Source organism: Citrobacter telavivensis (genome assembly GCA_009363175.1).
Taxonomy (GTDB): Bacteria; Pseudomonadota; Gammaproteobacteria; order Enterobacterales; family Enterobacteriaceae; genus Citrobacter_A; species Citrobacter_A telavivensis.
The window spans coordinates 20,009-40,538 of sequence record CP045204.1 but is presented as its reverse complement, the minus strand read 5'-3'; the positions used below and the strand labels follow the sequence as shown (position 1 = coordinate 40,538).

The 20,530-nt window shown below is 55.9% G+C and carries 24 protein-coding genes; 23 read left to right on the top strand and 1 reads right to left on the bottom strand.

Annotated elements, in window-relative coordinates; all coding sequences use genetic code 11:
• Positions 1 to 218: 218 nt before the first annotated feature.
• Positions 219 to 419, bottom strand: a complete 201-nt coding sequence (locus GBC03_01680; protein QFS69005.1) for a hypothetical protein — start codon at positions 417 to 419, stop codon at positions 219 to 221.
• A gap of 1,009 nt (positions 420 to 1,428) precedes the next feature.
• On the opposite strand from GBC03_01680, the gene GBC03_01675 reads away from it, so the two are divergent.
• The 23 genes from GBC03_01675 (at position 1,429) to GBC03_01565 (ending at position 20,522) form a co-directional block, all read left to right on the top strand.
• Positions 1,429 to 1,686, top strand: a complete 258-nt coding sequence (locus GBC03_01675; protein QFS69004.1) for a hypothetical protein — start codon at positions 1,429 to 1,431, stop codon at positions 1,684 to 1,686.
• A 292-nt stretch (positions 1,687 to 1,978) separates the two neighbouring features.
• A complete protein-coding gene (locus GBC03_01670) occupies positions 1,979 to 2,482 on the top strand; it encodes a transcription termination factor NusG (GenBank protein QFS69003.1) in 504 nt (167 codons plus the stop codon).
• Between the two features lie 215 nt (positions 2,483 to 2,697).
• Positions 2,698 to 3,378 carry a hypothetical protein gene (locus GBC03_01665; protein ID QFS69002.1) on the top strand — a complete coding sequence of 227 codons (681 nt, stop codon included), beginning with the start codon at positions 2,698 to 2,700 and terminating at the stop codon, positions 3,376 to 3,378.
• Between the two features lie 31 nt (positions 3,379 to 3,409).
• Entirely contained in the window at positions 3,410 to 4,339 is a 930-nt protein-coding gene (locus GBC03_01660) for an SPFH/Band 7/PHB domain protein (GenBank protein QFS69001.1), read from the top strand.
• Position 4,340: 1 nt separating this feature from the next.
• Positions 4,341 to 4,802, top strand: coding sequence for an NfeD family protein (locus tag GBC03_01655; GenBank protein QFS69000.1), 462 nt, complete (start codon positions 4,341 to 4,343; stop codon positions 4,800 to 4,802).
• Positions 4,803 to 4,868: 66 nt separating this feature from the next.
• Entirely contained in the window at positions 4,869 to 5,108 is a 240-nt protein-coding gene (locus tag GBC03_01650) for a TraR/DksA family transcriptional regulator (protein ID QFS68999.1), read from the top strand.
• A 318-nt stretch (positions 5,109 to 5,426) separates the two neighbouring features.
• Positions 5,427 to 5,780, top strand: a complete 354-nt coding sequence (locus tag GBC03_01645) for a hypothetical protein (GenBank protein QFS68998.1) — start codon at positions 5,427 to 5,429, stop codon at positions 5,778 to 5,780.
• A gap of 105 nt (positions 5,781 to 5,885) precedes the next feature.
• Positions 5,886 to 6,521, top strand: a complete 636-nt coding sequence (locus GBC03_01640) for a hypothetical protein (GenBank protein ID QFS68997.1) — start codon at positions 5,886 to 5,888, stop codon at positions 6,519 to 6,521.
• Positions 6,518 to 7,045, top strand: a complete 528-nt coding sequence (locus GBC03_01635) for a hypothetical protein (protein ID QFS68996.1) — start codon at positions 6,518 to 6,520, stop codon at positions 7,043 to 7,045. The genes GBC03_01640 and GBC03_01635 overlap by 4 nt, the downstream gene beginning before the upstream one ends.
• Before the next feature lie 60 nt (positions 7,046 to 7,105).
• Positions 7,106 to 7,639 (top strand): hypothetical protein, encoded by a 534-nt coding sequence (locus GBC03_01630; GenBank protein QFS68995.1) that lies wholly within the window; start codon positions 7,106 to 7,108, stop codon positions 7,637 to 7,639.
• Between the two features lie 21 nt (positions 7,640 to 7,660).
• The gene (locus GBC03_01625) at positions 7,661 to 8,806 is read left to right on the top strand and encodes a pili assembly chaperone (GenBank protein QFS68994.1); all 1,146 of its coding nucleotides are present in this window, start codon (positions 7,661 to 7,663) and stop codon (positions 8,804 to 8,806) included.
• Complete coding sequence (pilM, locus tag GBC03_01620) at positions 8,806 to 9,243, top strand: type IV pilus biogenesis protein PilM (protein ID QFS68993.1); 438 nt, start codon at positions 8,806 to 8,808, stop codon at positions 9,241 to 9,243. Before GBC03_01625 ends, pilM begins: the two co-directional genes overlap by 1 nt.
• Positions 9,244 to 9,256: 13 nt before the next feature.
• Positions 9,257 to 10,942 (top strand): PilN family type IVB pilus formation outer membrane protein, encoded by a 1,686-nt coding sequence (locus GBC03_01615; GenBank protein ID QFS68992.1) that lies wholly within the window; start codon positions 9,257 to 9,259, stop codon positions 10,940 to 10,942.
• A gap of 11 nt (positions 10,943 to 10,953) precedes the next feature.
• On the top strand, positions 10,954 to 12,255 hold the full coding sequence (pilO2, locus tag GBC03_01610) for a type 4b pilus protein PilO2 (GenBank protein ID QFS68991.1): 1,302 nt from the start codon (positions 10,954 to 10,956) through the stop codon (positions 12,253 to 12,255).
• Positions 12,239 to 12,733 carry a type IV pilus biogenesis protein PilP gene (gene pilP, locus GBC03_01605; protein ID QFS68990.1) on the top strand — a complete coding sequence of 165 codons (495 nt, stop codon included), beginning with the start codon at positions 12,239 to 12,241 and terminating at the stop codon, positions 12,731 to 12,733. Before pilO2 ends, pilP begins: the two co-directional genes overlap by 17 nt.
• A 7-nt stretch (positions 12,734 to 12,740) precedes the next feature.
• Entirely contained in the window at positions 12,741 to 14,306 is a 1,566-nt protein-coding gene (locus GBC03_01600) for an ATP-binding protein (GenBank protein QFS68989.1), read from the top strand.
• A 30-nt stretch (positions 14,307 to 14,336) separates the two neighbouring features.
• Positions 14,337 to 15,434: a pilus assembly protein PilR gene (locus GBC03_01595; protein QFS68988.1), complete on the top strand. Its 1,098-nt coding sequence runs from the start codon at positions 14,337 to 14,339 to the stop codon at positions 15,432 to 15,434.
• A 21-nt stretch (positions 15,435 to 15,455) separates the two neighbouring features.
• Complete coding sequence (locus tag GBC03_01590) at positions 15,456 to 16,058, top strand: pilus assembly protein PilX (GenBank protein ID QFS68987.1); 603 nt, start codon at positions 15,456 to 15,458, stop codon at positions 16,056 to 16,058.
• Positions 16,059 to 16,067: 9 nt separating this feature from the next.
• Positions 16,068 to 16,598: a transglycosylase SLT domain-containing protein gene (locus tag GBC03_01585; GenBank protein QFS68986.1), complete on the top strand. Its 531-nt coding sequence runs from the start codon at positions 16,068 to 16,070 to the stop codon at positions 16,596 to 16,598.
• 3 nt (positions 16,599 to 16,601) lie between these two features.
• The gene (locus GBC03_01580) at positions 16,602 to 17,267 is read left to right on the top strand and encodes a prepilin peptidase (GenBank protein QFS68985.1); all 666 of its coding nucleotides are present in this window, start codon (positions 16,602 to 16,604) and stop codon (positions 17,265 to 17,267) included.
• The gene (pilV, locus tag GBC03_01575; protein QFS69086.1) at positions 17,264 to 18,316 is read left to right on the top strand and encodes a shufflon system plasmid conjugative transfer pilus tip adhesin PilV; all 1,053 of its coding nucleotides are present in this window, start codon (positions 17,264 to 17,266) and stop codon (positions 18,314 to 18,316) included. The genes GBC03_01580 and pilV overlap by 4 nt, the downstream gene beginning before the upstream one ends.
• Positions 18,317 to 18,471: 155 nt before the next feature.
• Positions 18,472 to 18,675, top strand: a complete 204-nt coding sequence (locus GBC03_01570; GenBank protein ID QFS69085.1) for a hypothetical protein — start codon at positions 18,472 to 18,474, stop codon at positions 18,673 to 18,675.
• A gap of 686 nt (positions 18,676 to 19,361) precedes the next feature.
• Entirely contained in the window at positions 19,362 to 20,522 is a 1,161-nt protein-coding gene (locus GBC03_01565) for a tyrosine-type recombinase/integrase (GenBank protein QFS68984.1), read from the top strand.
• Positions 20,523 to 20,530 lie beyond the last annotated feature (8 nt).

The window sequence follows — 20,530 nt, the reverse complement described above, 5'->3', positions numbered from 1 at the left end:
TTGGACTAAGGGAGGCCCCGTTAATCTTCGTATCCGGCCAAGGTTATTGAAGGATTAACGGGGTTTTTTGTATCTGAAATTCGTCAATGCGACTTATCCAGACCGGCCACCTTACGGCGTGGCAACCATAAAATTCAGAATGTTACTAAATATATTTCCGCTGACTCTATCACCACCATATGAAAGGATCAACTCAAAGGATCCCGGTTTGCAGAGGATCATACGCCCGTTTTCGCTTCCTGTGCCTCCAGTGCCGACTTCATCCGCTCAAACAGATCCAACGGGACACAATAAAAAACCGGCTTGTTATAACTCAGGATCGCGAGTGGTTCACCTGCCGTGGAAGCCACCAGTTTTTCCGGGTTAGCTTTAAGCTCTGAAACACCGGCAACACGGGAGCAATGTACCGTTCTTATCATTACGCCCTCCTCGCCTCACTAACAACATATCAAGGTATTGCTGGAGTATAAGATCACAAATGAACTTTTCCTAGTCTACTTAACGTCTACTTTCCTTTTGGTACTTCATGTTTACATCGCCTATTAACTTATCTTTCTGTTAAAGCTAGCCCTTAAACTAAATCGTTCTGTACCACTAAGACTGGATAGTCGGGCACCCAACTTGACTGCCTTAACGTTAATCAGTAACCTGCTAATGTTGAAGCAAATTCTTCAACCGGGAGTGGAAACCCGATTGTCAGTTACGTGTAAAAAAACACGCTTAAGCGTGTTTTTTATTTGCCAGCCCTCATCTTCCCAACAATGGTGGCTCAGGTAGGGCAACCGAAAGGCTGGCCGGGTACACGTAACCGGTATTTCCCCCTCTGCCTGGGCTACCACCAGAATCAGTTACGTTGATGGATGTCTGTAGCTACTTCCCCAAACTTGACTACATGACCGTTACTAAGTACCCTTCCATCGCCACAGTAAGTCCTGTGGTCGGGCGTAGGAACCCGTATTCACCTGGTAAGCTGCTCATATTTCCGAATAAATCAAATGTAAGCAGCAACCAACGTCATAAAGCGCCATTAAATGGTCATGTATTCATTGCATGAACTTTGCTCCAATCAATGGTAGCTCAGGCGGGGCAGCCTTTGGGCTGGCCGGGTTCTAGGTGACCGGTATTCCTACCCCCGTCTGGGCTATCGCCAGAGTGTAGGAACTTTGGCGGAAGCAACCTTTGTAAATTACCTAGAGGTTATCTTCTTCATGACCTACCTTCTCGTTTCATTCCCCGTAAATATCCTTACTTTCAAAGGCTTGCCACCATTTCATCTTGGTCAATATAGAGCTGCATCCAATTTTATTTTGGATAATTTACCTTTAGCTCTAAACATCCCACCTAAAAAACCGAACCACAATGGGGCATTACCCCATTAACGGGTATGCAATTCACTAACTTAACCTATTGATTTGCATAGAGGTAAATATGACCAAGGCCTATAATCTTAATGTATTACGCAACTTGTTTCCTGAATTAACAAAAATGCAGATTGAAGTTTCAGCACTTTACTCTTTAGGTTGTACTTATGAAGTAATTGCTGACATTCACCATATTTCACCAAATACAGTACGCTCCCATCTTCGTGAAAGCACCAAAGCCCTCAACGTAGATGGTCACGAATCTTTGCGAGCGGTTTTCTTGCTACGCACACATATTCATATCCTCGAAAAAGTGACTAAATAATAAGCATGAAAACCGCACGCATGTGCGGTTTTTTCAGATTTATCTCATTTTTTTCTTTACAGCACTTCCGGTTTTGAACAATATTCCAGCCGAGTTTGAAAAGTGAGTCCGGCCTAAAACCTTTTCAAATTCATCACAAGAATATACTGAGCCATAACCGCGTCTGAAATGCAGCAGTCCGACTTAAGTGTCTGGCTATAAGACTGTTTCGTTTTTATGTCTGAGTGTATTCGACTCCTCTAATACAGAATTGTCCCTACGGGGATCGATTCCGCGCGGAGCGTCAGAGAGTATGCAAATATTAAATGACCGCCAGTGGTACCTTGCGCAGTATATTACCGGTGGCAAAAACCGGGAGAATTTGTTCGGCTGGCTCCATGAGCAAAAAATAACGCCATGGACGCCGCTGACGGTGAAGACCATTAAACGTTCCGACAAGATTAATGGCTACCGGAAGCGTATTACCACTGTATTCCCGGGTTATTTTTTTCTTAAGGCAAATTTCGAGCATCACAATATCACCAATATCCGGATGCACTCGGCATTCTCCGATTTTGTGGCTTTTGGGCGTCAGATAAAACCTGTGGATTCTGGCGTTGTTGAACGCCTCATGAAGTACTTCCCGGAACCTGATTCACATACTCTGGCAAAAGCCGAACTCGAAGCAGCCTCCGCCATCTGGCTAACCAGAGCGCAGTACAACTTTATGGTGAATATGGAAAATGACCCCATGCCGCTTTCCCGTTCGGCCATGCTTATGGACCTGGTCTATCACTCTGGCAAGCACGGTTTTTAAATCCGTCCTGTATCATTTTTTGTGTGTTTTCCCCGCTGCCCAGGCGGGGATTTTTTTACCGTATCCGGAATGGCGTCTGTGCCGGTCCTGCCCGTTGAACACCCTCTGTTCCTTCCTGGCCGGTTAAGTCTGTGCACGACTTTCATTCGCCATAGCCGGAGCTGAATGTGCAGACGCCATTCCGGATACTGATAAAGAATGAGGCGATTCACGTCATGACATCAACAGAAAACCCGCTGACGCACCTTCTGTGGTGCATTCTGGTGGCACTGCGGACCGCCAGTAAAACTGAAGCATTCCGTTCCGAAACCGCCCGCCGTAAATTTATCGCCAGCTGGCTGGATAACGCCCGCCTCATGCCGTCATTCAGGGGAATGGGGGACGATTTTGCCACGCTGCGCAGTCTGCTTGAAAAGGACAGGGACATCTCCATCGAGGGAACACTTAACACCCTGCTGATGTTTTCCTCCCGCGCGGATGACTGCGATTTGTTCCGTTTTCGCATGGCCATCAGCTCGCTGCTGAAAAAAGGCTGGCGTACCGGAATATGCCGCTGGCCTGAAGAAATCATGACGGAAATCCTTCAACGAAGGGAAGGCCGCCGTAACCACCTTCTCCAACTGACGGCCACCACGGACGCCTTTCTTCCGACCGGCGTGATGTGTAGGCCCGTGACGTTCCAGTTGCTCATGCACCAGACCCGGGGCAACAACGATCGTGTGGAAGAAGCGTTTTACGATGCCCGGTTTATCGTCATTTCCGCGCGAGAGGACCAGCTCGACCGTTCCACGTGGATACGTACACTCCACGTCGGCACAAATGCCCTGCCCGAGAATGAATGGGTTCCGGATCACCGCGATATCTGGAAACCAGACAGTTACCGGCGTTCTGCCTGATTTTTATTTCTTACACCTCCGGAGTTTCCCCATGTATGAACTGATTTCCAGCCTGCTGCCGGCAGGCATCTGTGTGTTTGTCGCTTTCGTCTTTGTGTCCTCGGCTGTCAAAATCGTGCCGCAGGGGTTCGAGTGGACCGTGGAGCGTTTTGGCCGCTACACCCATACCATGAAACCCGGCCTCAATTTCATCGTGCCTTTCATGGACCGGATCGGCCGTAAAATGAACATGATGGAGCAGGTACTGGACATTCCGTCTCAGGAAATCATTTCTCGCGATAACGCCAATGTCGCCATTGATGCCGTCTGTTTCGTGCAAATCACTGACGCCGCGCAGGCCGCCTACGAAGTCAGCAATCTCAGTAATGCCATTGCCAATCTGGTGATGACCAATATCCGCACCGTACTGGGCGCCATGGAGCTTGATGAAATGCTCTCACAGCGTGACTCCATCAACTCCCGCCTGCTGAGCGCCGTTGACCATGCGACCAGCCCCTGGGGCGTGAAGGTAACCCGCATTGAAATCCGCGATATCCAGCCTCCCAAAGAGCTTATTGACGCCATGAATGCCCAGATGAAAGCCGAGCGCACCAAACGCGCCAGTATTCTGGAAGCCGAAGGCGTTCGTCAGGCACAAATCCTGCGCGCAGAAGGCGAAAAACAGTCGCAGATCCTCCAGGCCGAAGGGGAGCGTCAGTCTGCGTTCCTGCAGGCGGAAGCCCGTGAACGTTCGGCTGAGGCCGAAGCGCGTGCCACACAGATGGTGTCTGAGGCGATTGCCTCCGGCGATATCCAGGCCGTTAACTACTTTGTCGCCCAGAAATACACCGAAGCTCTTCAGCAGATCGGCGCCTCATCCAGCAGTAAGGTCGTGATGATGCCGCTGGATGCCTCAAGTGTTATGGGCTCCATTGCCGGCATCGGGGAGCTGGTCAGCACTCTGAACGCTGGGAAAGCCTGATATGGCATGGCTTAGCGGTCTCTCCCCCTGGCAGATATGGTTGATGGTGGCGGGTCTTTGTCTGGCTTTCGAAATCATAACCGGAACGGGATGGCTGCTCTGTCTGAGTCTGGCCGCGCTGGCCACTACCGGACTGGTGCAGATATTACCGCTCTCAGTCACCTGGCAGTGGCTCTTTTTTGCCGCCGTGGCCATTCTGATGGCCTGCCTGCGTCGCATCAAAAAAATGATTTACCTCGGACAGCACACTGACGGAAGGCCGCCACTCAATGACCGTCTTGCGCTGATGAAGGGCATGGTACTGACACTGGATAATGGATTAATCAACGGCACAGGGCAGACCCGAATAGGTGACAGTGTCTGGTTTGTTAAAGCCGACAGTGATTATCCCGCCGGCACAAAAGTACGGATAACCGGCACGGAAGGTATTTTTCTGTGTGTCACAGCCACAGAGCAGCAGTAGCAGCACTCCCGGCCCGCACATGATGCGGGCGTATTCTTTACCGCTAAACCAGATACAGGAGAAACCATGCCTGATATTTGCGATCGTGCGAACGAGGAAATGATGTTTCTGGCCAGTCTGCGCCAGCAGAACTACAGTGCCCCGCTGCGCCCGTCAGCCACACACTGTGTATCTTGCTATGCCCCCATCCCTGAAAGACGCCGGGAAGCGCTCCCTGGTGTGCAGACCTGCGCTGACTGCCAGTCAGCATCAGAAGATGTTCTGAACCGCCGCCGCCGTCTCTTTGCCATCACTCCGGCCAGATAGTTTGCGTGCCGTACAAAAGGAGTGACGTCTGGTGAAAAAAACCGCCATCCTCCCACGTTTTTTTCCAGCGTGTTTACTCCCCCAAGGAATATTATGAATGAAAAGCTCCCATGGCTGTTGCTTATACTGCCGGCCTTCTCTGCCATGTCTGAACCCGTAATAACCTGTGAGCCGGAGAGTGCGTTTTCTACGTATTTTTTACCGGCTGTCGGTTTTTGTGTTCTGTTAATTGTCTTCGTATATTCAATAATAGATTTATTGTTAGATGACGCTTCCACTTTCAGAACCGGTAAAAAACCGTGGTTATTCGTCATCGCTGTGAATTCAGTCGTTACCGTACTGGGTATACTGCTGACCAGCTATACCCTTCATCTGGAGCCGGATAAAAAAGCGGTCGTTAACGAAGCCGTCATGATGTCATCACCTGAGGTAAGTCAGGGCCTTCATTACCAGAAAGACTGTATTCTGGTCAGCAGAAACGACACTGCTGTGACGCTGAACTGCAGCCCGGATAGCCGAACTGAAATCGTTCCCCTTGCCGACTATGCTCACGCGACCAGTGCACTGGAGGATGCCACAGCGCATCTGTTGGAACTGAAGATCAAAGTCAGCCGAAATAACATCTGTCGCCCGGACAAAACGTCATTTTTTGACGATCTGTTTTCCCGTTAGTTATTCACCCCCCCCATCATCCGGGGTAAAAAACCAACCCTGCACTGTTCTGCATGCAGCAGGTCTTTCCACGCATTAATCCGGTCCTCACCGTAAAGGTTACCCATGAGAAAATCTCTTTCCGTCGCCGCTCTTGCCCTGGCCGCGGCGTTAACCGGCTGCCACTACACCATGCCCGACACCTCACCGTCCACTGTCCCGACAGGAGGAACCCCGCCCGACAGCGCCACCAGGAAAATCCCGGCAGATACCGACACCGTCACGCTGCAAACCATGGTGGTTGAGGTAAAAAAATCCCCGGACGTGAGCTGGAAAACCCTGCTTCCGGAATGGCACGCCGGAAAGGATATCGCCGTACTGCAGGGTGACGGTAAAGCCATTTATCACCGCCTGGCAGCCAGTAGCCTTGCGGTGATTAAGTACAGCAATAGCTCGGTCACACCCAATATGACAGCGCTCCCTCTCCTGTACCGCGATTGTTCCGACACATCAGGCTCTACACGGAACTGCAGCAGTATGGGACTGGTTCTGCGTCCGGGGTTTAAGCACACCGAAGGCCCACTGAGCCTTATGCTGGATTTGCATATGCAGGATCCACAGCACAGCGTCAGCATTCGTCAGTTCGTCAGTATGCAACCCGGTCAGACCGTACTGGCCGGACGCGCACTGGAGGAGAACACGCTGCAGGTCGTGCTGATCACCCCATACATTCATTCCCCCCTGCATGGAGCAAAGCCATGAAACAAGGTCCTGCCGCCCTGCTTCTGCCGTTACTTCTGCTGCTGAGTGGCTGTACCGGCAGTAACCGGCCTGACGCTACCCGGCATATCACACAGCTGGAAATCACGGTCTGGCCGCTGAAAACGCAGCGGGACGGTACCACTGCACCTGACTTCAGCGTACCTGAAACCTGGAAGCTGGGACTCCCGGACGACAGACGGGCCTATCTTACGCTTTCATCCCTGGACGATGACGTTAAGCCGTCTGCCGGTAGCAGCAGGGCCAGTGCCGTAAACCTGGTGATCGAATCCCGTGACCGGAGTCCAAAAGGGCACACGCTGGATGTGACGCTGTCGGAGTTCTGCCTGAAGTTCACTGATTTCAGCGTCGCTGACAGCGGAACGGTGCGCATGCCGTCTCCCGTGATACCGAAAACGAAAAAAACGCTGGTCACCGGCGTTCATCCTGCGTCCCCGCTTCGTATTCAGGCCAGTAATAATGATTGCCCCTCCACCCTGCTGGTTCAGGTTACCTCCCTGGACTGACCGGGCACCTTTCAGGCTCACATTTCCTTTTAGTCTTTCGTTGCCCCCGGAGTTCCTGCTATGAAAACACTGATATCCGTCCTTCTCTCCCTGCTGCTGAGCGGTTGCGCCGTGGCGCATTCGTCCTTCACTGAGAGCACACCTCTCCTCACTGCCACGGTGGTTCCCGCGTCGTCACATGATCCAGCCGGGGACAACATCGTTCTCCCGGTCAATGCCCGTACCGGGGAGGTGACAACCCTGCGCAGTACCCGGTCGGTACCTTACACCCGTGAAACCGTCTCGAGGAACAACAGGAAAACACAGGAAATACGCGACCATGTGGAGTCCGGCACCGTCATCACGGTGGCCGTCACTCAGACAGACGCTGGGCAGCAGGCATTAACTCTGCGCGTTCAGCATACCTGCCCACCGCAGATAAAGACCTTCACGCCGGGCAGCAATCCTGACGCCAGGATTGATTTGCCGTCCGTCCGGTCATTCTCCCTGCAAAAAACACTGGTGGTGCAGGAAGGTGAAATGGTCCGGATCCGCAGCGAGGGGATGACGGCAGACTGTGCTTTTCCCCGTATAGATGTTCACCCCACTGCATAAACCCCGTACTGATGGTGTCCTATGAAAAAAATCACCCTCCCCCTGCTGCTCTCCCCTTTGCTGGCAGGGTGCACCGATTTTATGGCCAGGGAGACCGGCGCGCAGATGCCGGCCCTGGTGTTTGTTGATGGTCAGATCAGTGAAAGCGCGGACATTATTGCGCAGACCCAGCGCAGACTGGCACCTCCACGCCCTGCCAGCGCACCTGTGGTGGGGGTGCAAAAGTCCGCACCAGCTGCTGTTCCGGCAGGCAATTCAGTCCCGCTGCCGTCGCCATCACTCGCGAAAACCGAGACTCCGGCGGCCACCGCGTCGTCTGCCCAGCCATTAACGCCCGGCAGCCAGCCGGCATTACCGGCGCTTTCCGTCACCGGCACGCCGGGTACGGTTGCCGTCCTGTCGCTTTCTCCTGCCCGGAACCTCACGCTTGAGCAGTGGGTGCGGCGGATCATGCCGTCCGGCTGGAAGCTGGAGTATGAGAATGCCCTGCGTACAGCGCTTAATACCCGCATCGTCTCGGTCTACACCAACGATCAGTGGACGCGGGTACTGAACCGGTTACTGGCAGAGCAGTCCCTGCACGGGGACCTCAACTGGACAACGCAGACCGTCACACTGCGCCGTCCGGGCCAGCAGGCTGCTGCACGCGTGCAGCCAGCAGATAAACCAGCGACGCCGGCAGCACCGCGTAATCCGTTCAGCAGCGTAAGTGCCACAGTGCCGGCCGCTTCGGCCACGGAAAAAACAGAGAGCCATCCGGCCGCCACACCAGTGTCGACAAGTCAGCGACAGGCACAGGCCGCCTCTGTCACCCCGTCCGTCCCGTCCCGGCCTGCCGCGCCCGTACTGACCGGCACACCGGTCCCGGTCAGCGACACCGGTGGGAAAGTCTGGCGGGCACAGCCCGGCACCACTCTGCGCAGAACGCTGATGCAGTGGGCAGGCGAGACCCGGTGCGAAACCGCTGACGGGACAAAATGGACGGTTATCTGGCCCGCTTCCGTGACCGACTATCGTCTTGATGCGCCGCTGACCTTCCACGGCAGCTTTGAGTCCATGCTGACCCAGGTCTTCGACCTGTACCACACCGCCAGTAAGCCGCTCTATGCGAAAGCCTCGCGAATGCAGTGCCTGGTGTCCGTCACCGACACACCGGACGAACCGTAATGGGCTGGCTCCTTCTGGCCATCTGTATGGCCTTTCTGACCATCATTGGTGATATCCAGCTGGAAGAGCGCCAGACAGCCCGTACCGCCTGGCAGCAGCAGAGTGGCCAGCTGTATGCCACCCAGATGCTGATGCTGGCGAACCGGATCAACGACTACCGTTACAACAGAAATCCGGGGGACGGGACGCTGGCCCTCTCCCTGCTCGCGCTGCCGTTCACCCCCGATCCCCGTATTCAGCACCGTCTCGTCCAGGGACGCCTGTGGGTATGGATGCCCGAGCAGCCCGGGCTCGTCGATGCCCTGCGCGACCGCAGCCGCGGCTCAGCGCTGATTGGCACGCGCCGCAACGGTCAGCTGGTCTGGCTTTCCGGCACCGCATCGGGACTCAGCGCGCCTGCCGGCATTCCCGATGGTGCCGTTGTCTATCTCAACTAATCCGGATTTATCCATGAAGAATCTTCCCTTCCGACTCCGGCGCCTCCTGCAGGCGTCTTTTTTCGCGCTGGCCTCGTCCGTCACGCTCCTGTCCGGATGTACCTTTTCCGAAATCAACAAAATGCAGGAAAAGGCGCAGTCGGATGCCATTGTGGCCCGCGCACAGGCGCAGTTGCCACGCACACAGCATGCCCGTCCTCTGACCTGGACTGAGCGCCAGTGGATCAACACGCAGCCGCTTCCGGCAGAGGCGCGGGACACCGCCCGCAAGGCACCGGACTGCTATATCACCCAGGCAAAACCGCAGATAACCCTTCAGGAACTGGCACAGAACATCTCCGAAATCTGCCGGGTTCCGGTGATCTTCACGCCGGATGCGGCGGGAGCCACCCGGAGTACGGGCGGGGGCGTCACCCGCCAGATAAATGGTCCACTGCCGGTCCCGGATGAGAGTGGACGCCTGCCGCTGAATGCGGCCACGCCAGCCACCTCCACGGTGAGCGACGGGGCACCGCTTGTCCTCACTAACCTGATGTGGCAGGGGGAACTGGAGGGCCTGCTGAACCAGATGGCCTCCCGCAGTGGGCTGTACTGGAAGCAGGATCACGGCAGCATCGTATTCTACCTGCTGGAAACCCGCACCTATTCGCTGGCCATGCTGAACACGAAGACGACCAGCAACTCCAGCGTCAGTTCGGGCACAACCAGTACGATGGGGGCCTCCGGCGGCCAGGATAACTCCGCCTCCGGGGATGCAACCTCGTCACAGAGCACCCGCATCGACCAGGAATACGATCTCTACGCGGATATCCGCAAGGGGATTGAAGCCATCCTGACGCCGGAGAAAGGCCGTTACTGGCTCTCGGCATCAAGCTCCTCGCTGATCGTGACCGACACACCGGCAGTCCAGGACGCGGTGGCGCGTTATATCGATGAACAGAACCGGGTAATGAACCGCCAGGTGGCACTGAACGTGGAAGTGATGAGTGTCAGTAACACCCGTAATGAGCAGTTCGGGATCGACTGGAACCTGGTCTACCGTTCACTGGGCACGGCAGGTGCGGCCCTGAACAATGCGAGCGGCGAAATCACCGGCGCGACATCGGCCACGGTCTCCATCCTCGAGACAGCCACCGGCAAGGCCGCGAAGTTCACCGGCTCAGAACTGTTGTTAAAAGCCCTGTCCGAGCAAGGGGACGTCAGCGTCGTCACCTCTCAGTCCAGCGTCGTAACCAACCTGACGCCGGTGCCGATCCAGATGGCAGACCAGACCGTGTATGTCGCCCAGTCGGCCACCACAACCACCACCGACGTAGGGGCCACCACCACGCTGACGCCGGGCATGATCACCACCGGCTTTAACATGACCCTGCTGCCGTTGATCCAGCAGATAGGGAAAGTGCAGCTGCAGGTGAACTTCAACCTGTCAGATCCACCGACCATCAGGAACTTTACGTCGAAGGATGGCAACAGCTATATCGAGATGCCGTACACCAAACTGCGTTCCCTGAGCCAGAAGGTCAACCTGCGCGCGGGGCAGTCCCTGATTGTGACCGGTTTCGACCAGAACAACACCCGGACCAGCAAGTCAGGCACCTTCACACCGGCTAACCCGGTGTTTGGCGGCGCACAGAGTGGCAACAATGAAAGAAGCACCCTGGTGCTTGTCATCACCCCGACCTTTCCTGCGGGGCAGTAACGGAGGCTGACATGCAACATGACGATCACGTCACCCTGCTTCGAGATCCCGCCCTGCCACGCCACGACTGGGCGGCCGGACTGGAATGGAAACCCCGGGAAACAGGAGGCGGAGTACGCCGGTTTCTGCCGTTCCGGTCTGCGGGCACTGCCCGCCGCCAGGGGCTTCCTGTGGTGGCCACGCCACGCCCGAAAACCCGTAGCAGGTCGCCCCTGCCGGAAGGTCGGGGCATCATCCCGTTCCACTACCGCAGCCACACGCTGTACTCCCTCGCGCTGGCGTTCTGCGACACGGTGACGGACGGGTACGGCGTCTACCGGCTCGACAGCACGGACTTCGTGTTTCTCGCCTCCATCAACGGTATGCCGGCCATTGTGGCCGACATCACCGGCAACGCAGGGAAGATGCAGGAGACCCTGGCGCTGTTTCTTGCGCTGAACGACGAACCCGAAACTGGCTGGGTATGCCCCTCAGCGCCCGACGCCCCTCTGGACTGGAGCAGTCTGATCCACGGACTCGCCCCGCGCCAGCGCCGCCGCTGCCGGCTTGTCCGGCCGGATCGTGGTGCCCGCCAGGCCGCCATGACCTTGCTGTCGGGCCTGCTGGTTTGCGGGGGTATGCTGTGGTGGGTTAACCGGGCGCCCGCCCTGGACGCCCCGCCCACGGCTGAAGAACTTCGGGCCCGGGCGCGGGAATTCATGACCGAGCCGGCACCGGTTCCACGCCTGCCCCATCCCTGGGCCACCATTCCTCCCGTCAGCGACCTGCTCGCCGGGTGTGCGGAACAGGACGGACGGGCTCCGGTGATGCTGGATGGGTGGAAACTCACCTCCGGCTACTGCCGGCCGGACGGTGTCTCGCTGGTCTATCTGATCCAGCCCGGCGGAACGGCCGAAGGGCTGCGCCAGCGCAGTATGGAGATATTCGGGGTGGAGCCCGTGTTTAATGTCCGTGAAGGCGGCCGTGAAGCCACCATTCCCCTCCCGCTGTCGGAGATGCCCCTGCACGATGAAGCCGTGCCGGAGCCGTCAGCCCAGATGATGCGAATACTCTCCTGGTTCCAGCGCCAGCAGATCCTGCCGAACCTTAACAAGGTGGCGCAACCCGATCCCCTCCCTGGCGCAGACGGCAGGCCGCCTGCGAAGCAGGACTGGGAGGAATACCAGTTCAGTTTCACCGGAACGGTGCCGCCCCTCGTACAGTTTGCGGGATTTGATGGCAGCGGGATCCGGCTGAGCAGTGTGAAATTTGAAATCAACGGCACCGTGTTCACCTACACCACAGAAGGGCAGATGTATGCCAGTAAGCCATAACCTTCACCACGGCCGGGCAGCCCTGCTGCTTGCGGCCATCATTCTTGCCACCGTATCCGGTGGCGCACTTGCATCGGACTCAACGTCTTCACAGGTCACTCCCGCCCTGACCAAGGGAGAGCTCGAGGCGCTCAATAACCGCAATATCCTGTTACAGGCACAGGTTCAGGGCGCGCAGCTGGAGCGCCAGCTGAAGGAGAACCGTGACGGCACACCTTCGGCCACCGCGCCGGGCTCCCAGGTCTGGCCACAGGTGCCCGGCGACAGCGTCAGGCCGCCTTCAGCTCAGACCGGCGGGCGTACCACCGTGCTTGAGATAACCGGCCGGGATCGGGCTCTCCGGGCCACCCTGATGCTGGCGAATGGCCAGCTCACCACAGTCACCACCGGCAGCCGCCTCCCGGGCTCCCCGCTGACGGTAAAAAGCATATCCCTCGCCGGCGTGATGCTCAGCGACGGCACCACACTGACATTCTGAGGTCAACATGACAGACACTCTCCAGGACAATAATGCCCTGCTGCTTATCAGCAACGAGGGGCGGACAGAAATCCTCGTGGACATTAACCAGCGGGGTAACCCCGGCGTGCAGGTGACGCTGCTGAAACTGATGGAACGTAACCCCGGCGCGAAGGCCAGTTTTGTCAGTCTGGAACAACTAAGGGATGCGCGGGACAAGGCGCTTGTCTTGACGCCACAGCAGGATGGTACCGGCGGGCTGACGCTCAACGACCTGAAGGACGTCAGCGGCAGCGAAAAGAAAATTCTCGACTACTTTAATGTGGCGAGGACGCTCAGCGCCTCCGACATTCACTTCATCATTTCGTCCTCTCTGTTTGTGGTCAAAATGCGTATCTTCGGCACGCTGCATACGGTTGACGCGCGCCAGCCCCGTGAAGGGATGTCCCTGTGCGGAACGGCCGTGCTTTCCATGTCAGACATTGCCGAGCCGACGTTCTTCCCGGGCCGCGAGCAGGATGCGCGCCTGTCTCCAGAGCTGATGCGAAAAATAGGGTTGTGGGGCGCCCGCTATTCCCATCGCCCGACGGCAGATGGCCTCATTGCCGTAATGCGACTTATCCCTGACGACGGCAGCGCCGTCCCTTCCTTCCTGCAACTGGGTTTTCTGCCGGAACAAATCCGCCTGCTAACGCGCATGCTGGCGCGAACGGAGGGGAAAATCATGCTCACCGGGCCGACCGGCTCGGGGAAATCCACCACCCTGCGCACCGCCTGCCGTTACTACCTCGATCACAATGAAGGCAAGCATCTGCTGTCCATTGAGGATCCGGTCGAAGGGCAGATGAAGGATGCCGTACAGACGCCGGTGATAGCAGACAAGTCCGATGAGGATGCCATTAATATCGCCTGGACGCGGGGGATCCGCTCCGGGATGCGCCTTGATCCGGATGTGATGGTTATCGGTGAAGAGCGTGACCTGATTTCAATGCTCACGGGGATTTATGCCTCGCAGACCGGACACCTGGTGCTGAGCACAATGCACACCAACTCAGCGCTGAGTATTCCGGAACGTCTTATCACACAGGGCGTAAACGGAGAGCTGATTTATGACGCCCAGCTAATGGTCGGGCTTATCAGCCAGCGACTGGTCCCGACACTCTGCCCGAACTGCAGGGTTCCCTGGGAGAAGAAGATGGCCAGCCTGACCGTCGAAGAGCGTGACATGCTGGAAAGGTACTGCAACGTGGAGGGGGTATGCCGTACCGAAAACCTCTTCTTCCACAATCCGGACGGGTGTGAAGCATGCCGACATGATGTGGTGATCAACGGACAGGTTCGCGCCGTGGTGGGACACGGGCTTAAGGGACGAACCGTCATCGGTGAGGTGATTGAGACGGATAACCGTCTTCTGCTCCGTCTGAAAAAAGAGGGGAAAACCGCTGCCCGCCAGTACTGGCTGGAAAAGATGAACGGGATCAGCCGCGTCCGACATCTGCTGCACAAGCTGAACGAAGGGCTTGTGGATCCACTGATAGCAGACCGCATTGTCCCCCTCGACGAAGACGAAAGGTTGAAAGCGGATGATGAGTAATGCCTCTCATGCTTAAAAGGAAGGCACGCCATGCGTGAAATGAACCTGTTCTGCCGGATACGGCATTTTATCGTGAGGAAAACCTTCGCCGGCCCCTACCGGGTGCAGTTCTATGAGGCCCTGGGTTTTCTGATTGAAAACCGCCAGCAGTTAAAAGCCGCTCTGCAGCAGATGCGCGATGCGTGGACGGACTTCGGCCGGCGCTGGCATCCGTTCGCAGAGCTTACCGATGACTGTATTGAAGCCCTGCGTGAAAATGCCGGCGAGAAGACGCTGGAGAAAACCCTTGCCCGCTGGTTACCGGAAACAGAAGCGGCCGTCATCATCGCCGGGATCCACAGCGACAAACTCCCCCAGGCCCTGAAATACGCCACCACCCTGACCGATGCGGGCAAACGCATCATGGAGTCCGTCTGGCAGATGTCCATCTACCCGCTGGCTCTGGTTGTCATGCTGGCCGGGACGGTCTGGGTGCTGAATGAGGAACTGGTGCCGTCGCTGTCGGAAATCATCCCGCCGGAGCAGTGGACCGGGGCGCTGGGGTTTTTATACAACTTTTCCGTCGCGGTGAATGAGTACGGTCTGATCGGCGGCATCATTCTGGCGATTGTGGGGTGCTGGGTGGCCTGGTCGCTGGCTCACTGGCACCGGCCGGATGCGCTGCGGCGTGTCATGGACGGATTTATGCCCTGGTCTGTTTACCAGGATATTCAGGGGGCTGCCTTTTTACTCAATATTGCCGCGCTGATAAGGGCCGGCGTACAGACAAAAAGCGCGCTGCAGATGCTCCGTAACCAGGCCTCGCCGTGGTTGGCTGTCCGGATCGACGCCATTATCGCCAGCGTCCGGGAAGGGGGAAACCTCGGGCATGCGCTGCGCGAGTGCGGCTACAACTTCCCGTCCCGCGAAGCCGCCAACTTTCTGTCCGTGCTACAGGGGGACGGCGCAGATGAGCTCATCAGTAACTATGGCCTGCGTTGGCTGGAGCAGACACTTGTCCGTATCCGACGACGGGCCGTTGTTGTACGCCTGATCATGCTGACCGTGCTTGTCATGACGCTCATGCTGCTGGTTTTCGCGGCCATGGACATTAATTCAGTCAGTGACCCGGGTATGGGCACGTTTTAACTATCTCAACGAGGAAACACTATGTCATTCCACACAGCAGACAATAATCCGGCATACTGTCGCCATCAGGATCGCGGGTGGGGGCTGCTCGAACAGGGCTGGATCGCCCTTGCCGTTATTTTTGTCATCGCCGCCGTACTCGGCACCGCGTATATGATCAAAAGCCGTACCAGTGTCGGGCTGGAGTCATCCAATATTCAGTCGCTGATCACCGGGGCTCAGAACCTGATGAAGGCCTCGGACGGGTACTCCTTTACCAGCTCGGCCAAAATGACTGGTGCCATGATCCAGATGAAGGCGGTGCCGAAAGGCATGACCGTCCGTGGTACCGCCTCTTCCGGTACCGCCACGCTTTACAACTCCTGGGGTGGGGCCGTTACCTTTGCGCCGCTAACCATTTCCGGTTTTAACAATGGCTTCACGCTGACGTACGAGCGCGTACCGCAGGATGCATGCATCCAGCTGACCACCCAGCTGAGCCGTTCCGGCGTATCCGATGGCATCACCATTAACAGCACCGCGCACGATGATGGCAAGGTGACAACGGAGCAGGCCAGCACACAATGCACGGCCGACAGCGGCAATACCGGTACCAACAAGCTGATCTTCACCGTAACCAGTTAAGGAGATACCATGCAGGGGAACCGATTCTCCCTCTGCGCACTGATCCTGACCGCCCTGCTCTGCTTCCTGACCTCATCGCCGTCACGGGCCTCGTCCCCGCTCACCATCACCACCTTTAACGACTGCTTCGTCCGGGCCGGTATCCGCTACCAGATTGAGCCGTTGCTGCTCAGGGCCATTGCCATAGGCGAGTCGTCGATGGATCCGGTGATAACCAACACAAACAGGGACAAAAAGGGGCGGCCGGTCAGTACGGATTACGGTCTGATGCAGATTAACTCCACCCATATTCCGAAACTGGTCCGGATGGAGGTTATCAGGGGGGCCGACGACCTGCTGACCCGTCCCTGTCTGAACATTCAGATAGGGGCGTGGATCCTGGCCCGTCACTTTCAGGTCTGTGGCGTAACGTGGAACTGCCTGGGCTCATATAATGCCGGGTTCCGCAAGGATCGGCATGAGACGCGCGAACATTACGCAAACCGTATCTGGCGGATTTACAGCAGGCTGAAAGGCCTGCCCGCCGTGCAGGGGAGGTGACGAATGCGCACAGTCATTGCTACGGCTGTGGCACCGGAACATGCCCTGCCGCTGATCCTTGTGCTAATACCTGCCGGTGTGCTGCTCCTCCGGCGGGTGTCGGTGTTTCTTCATGAGGTCTCTGTGCCGTTTCGCCCCGGCCATCCGGCGGTAATCTCCGGCATCTGGCTGTTCAGCCTGGCTGGCACGCTGGTACTGATGGCCCCTGTCCCCCTGGCCGCACGGTTCAACACCATGCTGATGCTGGGTTTTCTGCTGCAGATGGCGGTGACAGATGCCGTCAGCGGTTACCTGCCCCGGACGTTCACGCTCCGTTTTCTGGCTGCGGGGCTGCTTGTTGCCTGCCTTCCTTCATCCGGAAGCCTGCGCCTGGTGGAAACAGCGGCAACGGGCGTGCTGGTATGTCTGTTTCATGTACTGGTCAACCGTCATGGCGACAGGATCGGCCGGGGCGACCTCTGGCTGCTGACAGGACTGACGGCATGGACGGGCTTTGACGCCACCGTGCAGACAGCAGTCTGGGGGACTGGCGGCTTTATTCTATGGCACTGCACAGGACGCCTCACCGGTAAAAAAGAGGGACCTCTGGGTCCCTGGTTTTGTTTCAGCTGCGCCGTGTTGCAGCTGAACGCGTTCTATCAACCTGTTTGGGTGTGGGTATTTCAATGAAAAAACATGACCGCGGCTGGGCCATGGCCGAGTTTGCTTTTGTACTGCTTGTTTTTATGGTGATAGCGGGTTATGCGTCAGGATACTGGCAGGACTATATCCAGGCCAAAAACTGGCGAACAGAAGCCGCCCGTACCGGGACCTATGCGGCAGCGGCCCGGAGCTATATTGGCCGGAATTACGCAACGCTACTTGGCGCAAGCTCCACGACGGCACCGACCGTCATCACCACAACGATGCTGAAAAATACCGGATTTCTGCCGTCCGGCTTCACGGAGACCAACACCCGCGGCCAGAAGATGCAGACAAACGTCATCAGGAATGCACAAAATCCTGAACTTCTCCAGGCCATGGTCATCTCAAGTGGCGGCACGCCTTATGAGCTGAAGGCACTGGTGACGATGGCAAAAGAGATCAGGCCCGGATTTGGCGGCTACATTGATGACGGAAAGACGGCCACCGGCGCACTGCGGGCATGGAAAATACCGCTGAGTGCCTATGGTGCTTCGTCCGGTAACGGGCATATTGCTGTACTGCTTTCCACGGATGAACTCACTGGTGCAATGGAAGACAGCGATCGCCTGTATCGTTTCCAGGTAAATGGCCGTCCGGATTTAAACAAAATGCACACGTCGATCGACATGGGTGCCAATAACATCAATAACGCCGGAAATGTAAATGGCACAAACGGTATTTTTACCAGTGAAGTACGCGGGGCGAACGGTAATTTCAGCGTTAACGTAACGGCTGCTGGTCAGGTAAAAGGAAATACAGTACGGGCAGACAGTGATATATCGGCTGGACGGAATATTGCCGCGAGCGGAAATATTTCAGCCAGCGGGAATATTACTGCCAGCGGACAGGTAACAGGCGGTACAGTCCGGTCGAACAAAAACCTCTCTGTAGGTGGCATTATTACCCTTGATGAAATCCACACAGCGAACACCGCCTGTCCGGTAAACGGGGCGGTAAGCCGCGATGCGTCAGGTGCCATACTTTCCTGTCAATCCGGTCTGGCACAAAAACCCGTTGGTCTAAAGGTACAATAATCAACACTAAAAAACCCCAAAAAAAAACAACCAAACCGCACAGTGCGGAATAGTGCAAGTTTAACAACAACTGGAAACGGAATTTGATCCCAACCACACATATGGTATAGGTGTGATACGGAGTTGTTTCGTTTCAATAATCCTGTCAATCCGGTCTGTGGGTTGGAGGGGTAAAAGTCAATGAGTCTGCATGTAAATGGGTGGTGTCTCCTGATGCTTGGGTAGATCCAGGGCAGCGTCAATTTTATAAAACAGCATTATGTCCGACAGGTTATGTGCAGACAGGTAGTCGCTTTATGCTCTGGCCTAAGGGTCTTGATGACGAACATGTCGACGTTTATTGCTGCCCTTTAAGCTAACCATCCAATAGACGCTCACCAGTCAAGGCACATGGCTGTTTCACTGCCGTCTTTGACATTGATTCTCCATGATCCATCTGACAGCCGTTCAACGCCACGCCAGCTGTCATCACGGTCATTTTCGTTACCGTATTGTGATGTGCAAAAATCGTGGGTACCGATCGCATAGTAGTTATGCGTGCTGTTGTAGTTGGTATAGCTGTACTGAGTCAGCCTTGGTTTTCCTCCTGGTGACTGCCAGCGACCGGATTGACAGGTTTATTGGAAACGTAAAACTGTGAAGCTGCCGTAGTCACAGCCGTATGACATCATACCATTTGAAACAATGGAAAAGGTTGAGCCATTCGGGACATCGAAATTTATATTGCCTGTTTTTTGCCACGTTGAATTGCCGTTATAATCCCTTGCTACTGTAAATCCGCCTACAGTAGCTATCAATGAATATGTATTGACGCAGTTATCCGAATCACCATAGTTGATTTTCCTGTTAGGAGGGTTACCACCCCATACATACAATCTATATTGCTTTCCTGTTGTATTGATACCTGAATAAGTACCTTTGAAAGAACCAACAGTAGCGTAGCTTCCTTCAGGTGATCCGACGAGAACCCACAGACCGGATTGACAGATATGTTGAGGACTGCTGATTAATTCTGTACGTTTACCAGCTTTTAGGGATTGTTGGTATGTCGTCAGTTGTTCGTATTCGAAAATTAACGTTGAGTCGTGCACTTGATAAATATTACGAAACCGTTTCGGTTCATAAAAAAGGCCATCAGCAGGAGTTCTACCGGACACAGGTGATAAAGCGGCATCCACTTGCTGATAAATTTATGGATGAGATCACTACTGTTGATATTGCGGCATATCGCGACCACCGGTTGACGCAGGCCACCACCCGATCGGGTAAACCTGTTTCGGGGAATACTGTCCGTCTTGAAATGGCCCTGCTCTCCTCCCTGTTCAATATCGCCCGCGTTGAATGGGGAACATGCCGGACTAACCCGGTCACGCTTGTACGTAAACCAAAGGTCTCCTCCGGGCGCGATCGCCGACTGACGTCATCAGAAGAGCGCCGTCTTTCCCGATACTTCCGGGAACGAAATCCGGAGGTTTACATCATTTTTCACCTGGCGCTGGAAACGGCCATGCGACAGGGTGAGATTCTGGGGCTCTGCCGTGAGCATCTCGATTTACAGCACGGTATTGCACACCTGCCCGAAACCAAAAATGGTTCATCACGTGATGTCCCTCTTTCCCGTCGCGCACGTAATCTACTGCAGTCACTGCCTGCGCAGCTCAACGGCAGAATATTCAGCTATACGTCATCCGGGTTTAAAAGCGCATGGCGGACTGCCATTAAGGAACTGAAAATTGTTGATCTACATTTTCACGACCTGCGTCACGAAGCCATCAGCCGCTTCTTTGAACTCGGCACACTGAACGTCATGGAAGTGGCGGCCATTTCCGGTCACCGTTCCATGAATATGCTGAAACGCTATACCCACCTGCGCGCCTGGCAACTGGTCAGCAAGCTCGATGCCCGGCGTCGTCAGACGCAAAAAATCGCCCCTTATTTCGTCCCCTATCCCGCAAGGATAGAAGAGCAACAGGGACAGGAAGATGGTATCTGCGTGCACCTCTGTGATTTTGAAGGGCTGACCGCGTCCGGTCCGACCCGCGAAACCGCCTTAAGCCGCGCCAGCGAACTTCTTCTGCGTACGCTGGCCATCGCAGCACAGAAAGGCGACAGGGTACCGGCACCGGGCGAACTGCCGGCAGAAACCCGGGACAGGATCATGATTTGCCCGCTTAACCCCACGATGGCACTGGGCCTCACCCGTTAACACACCAC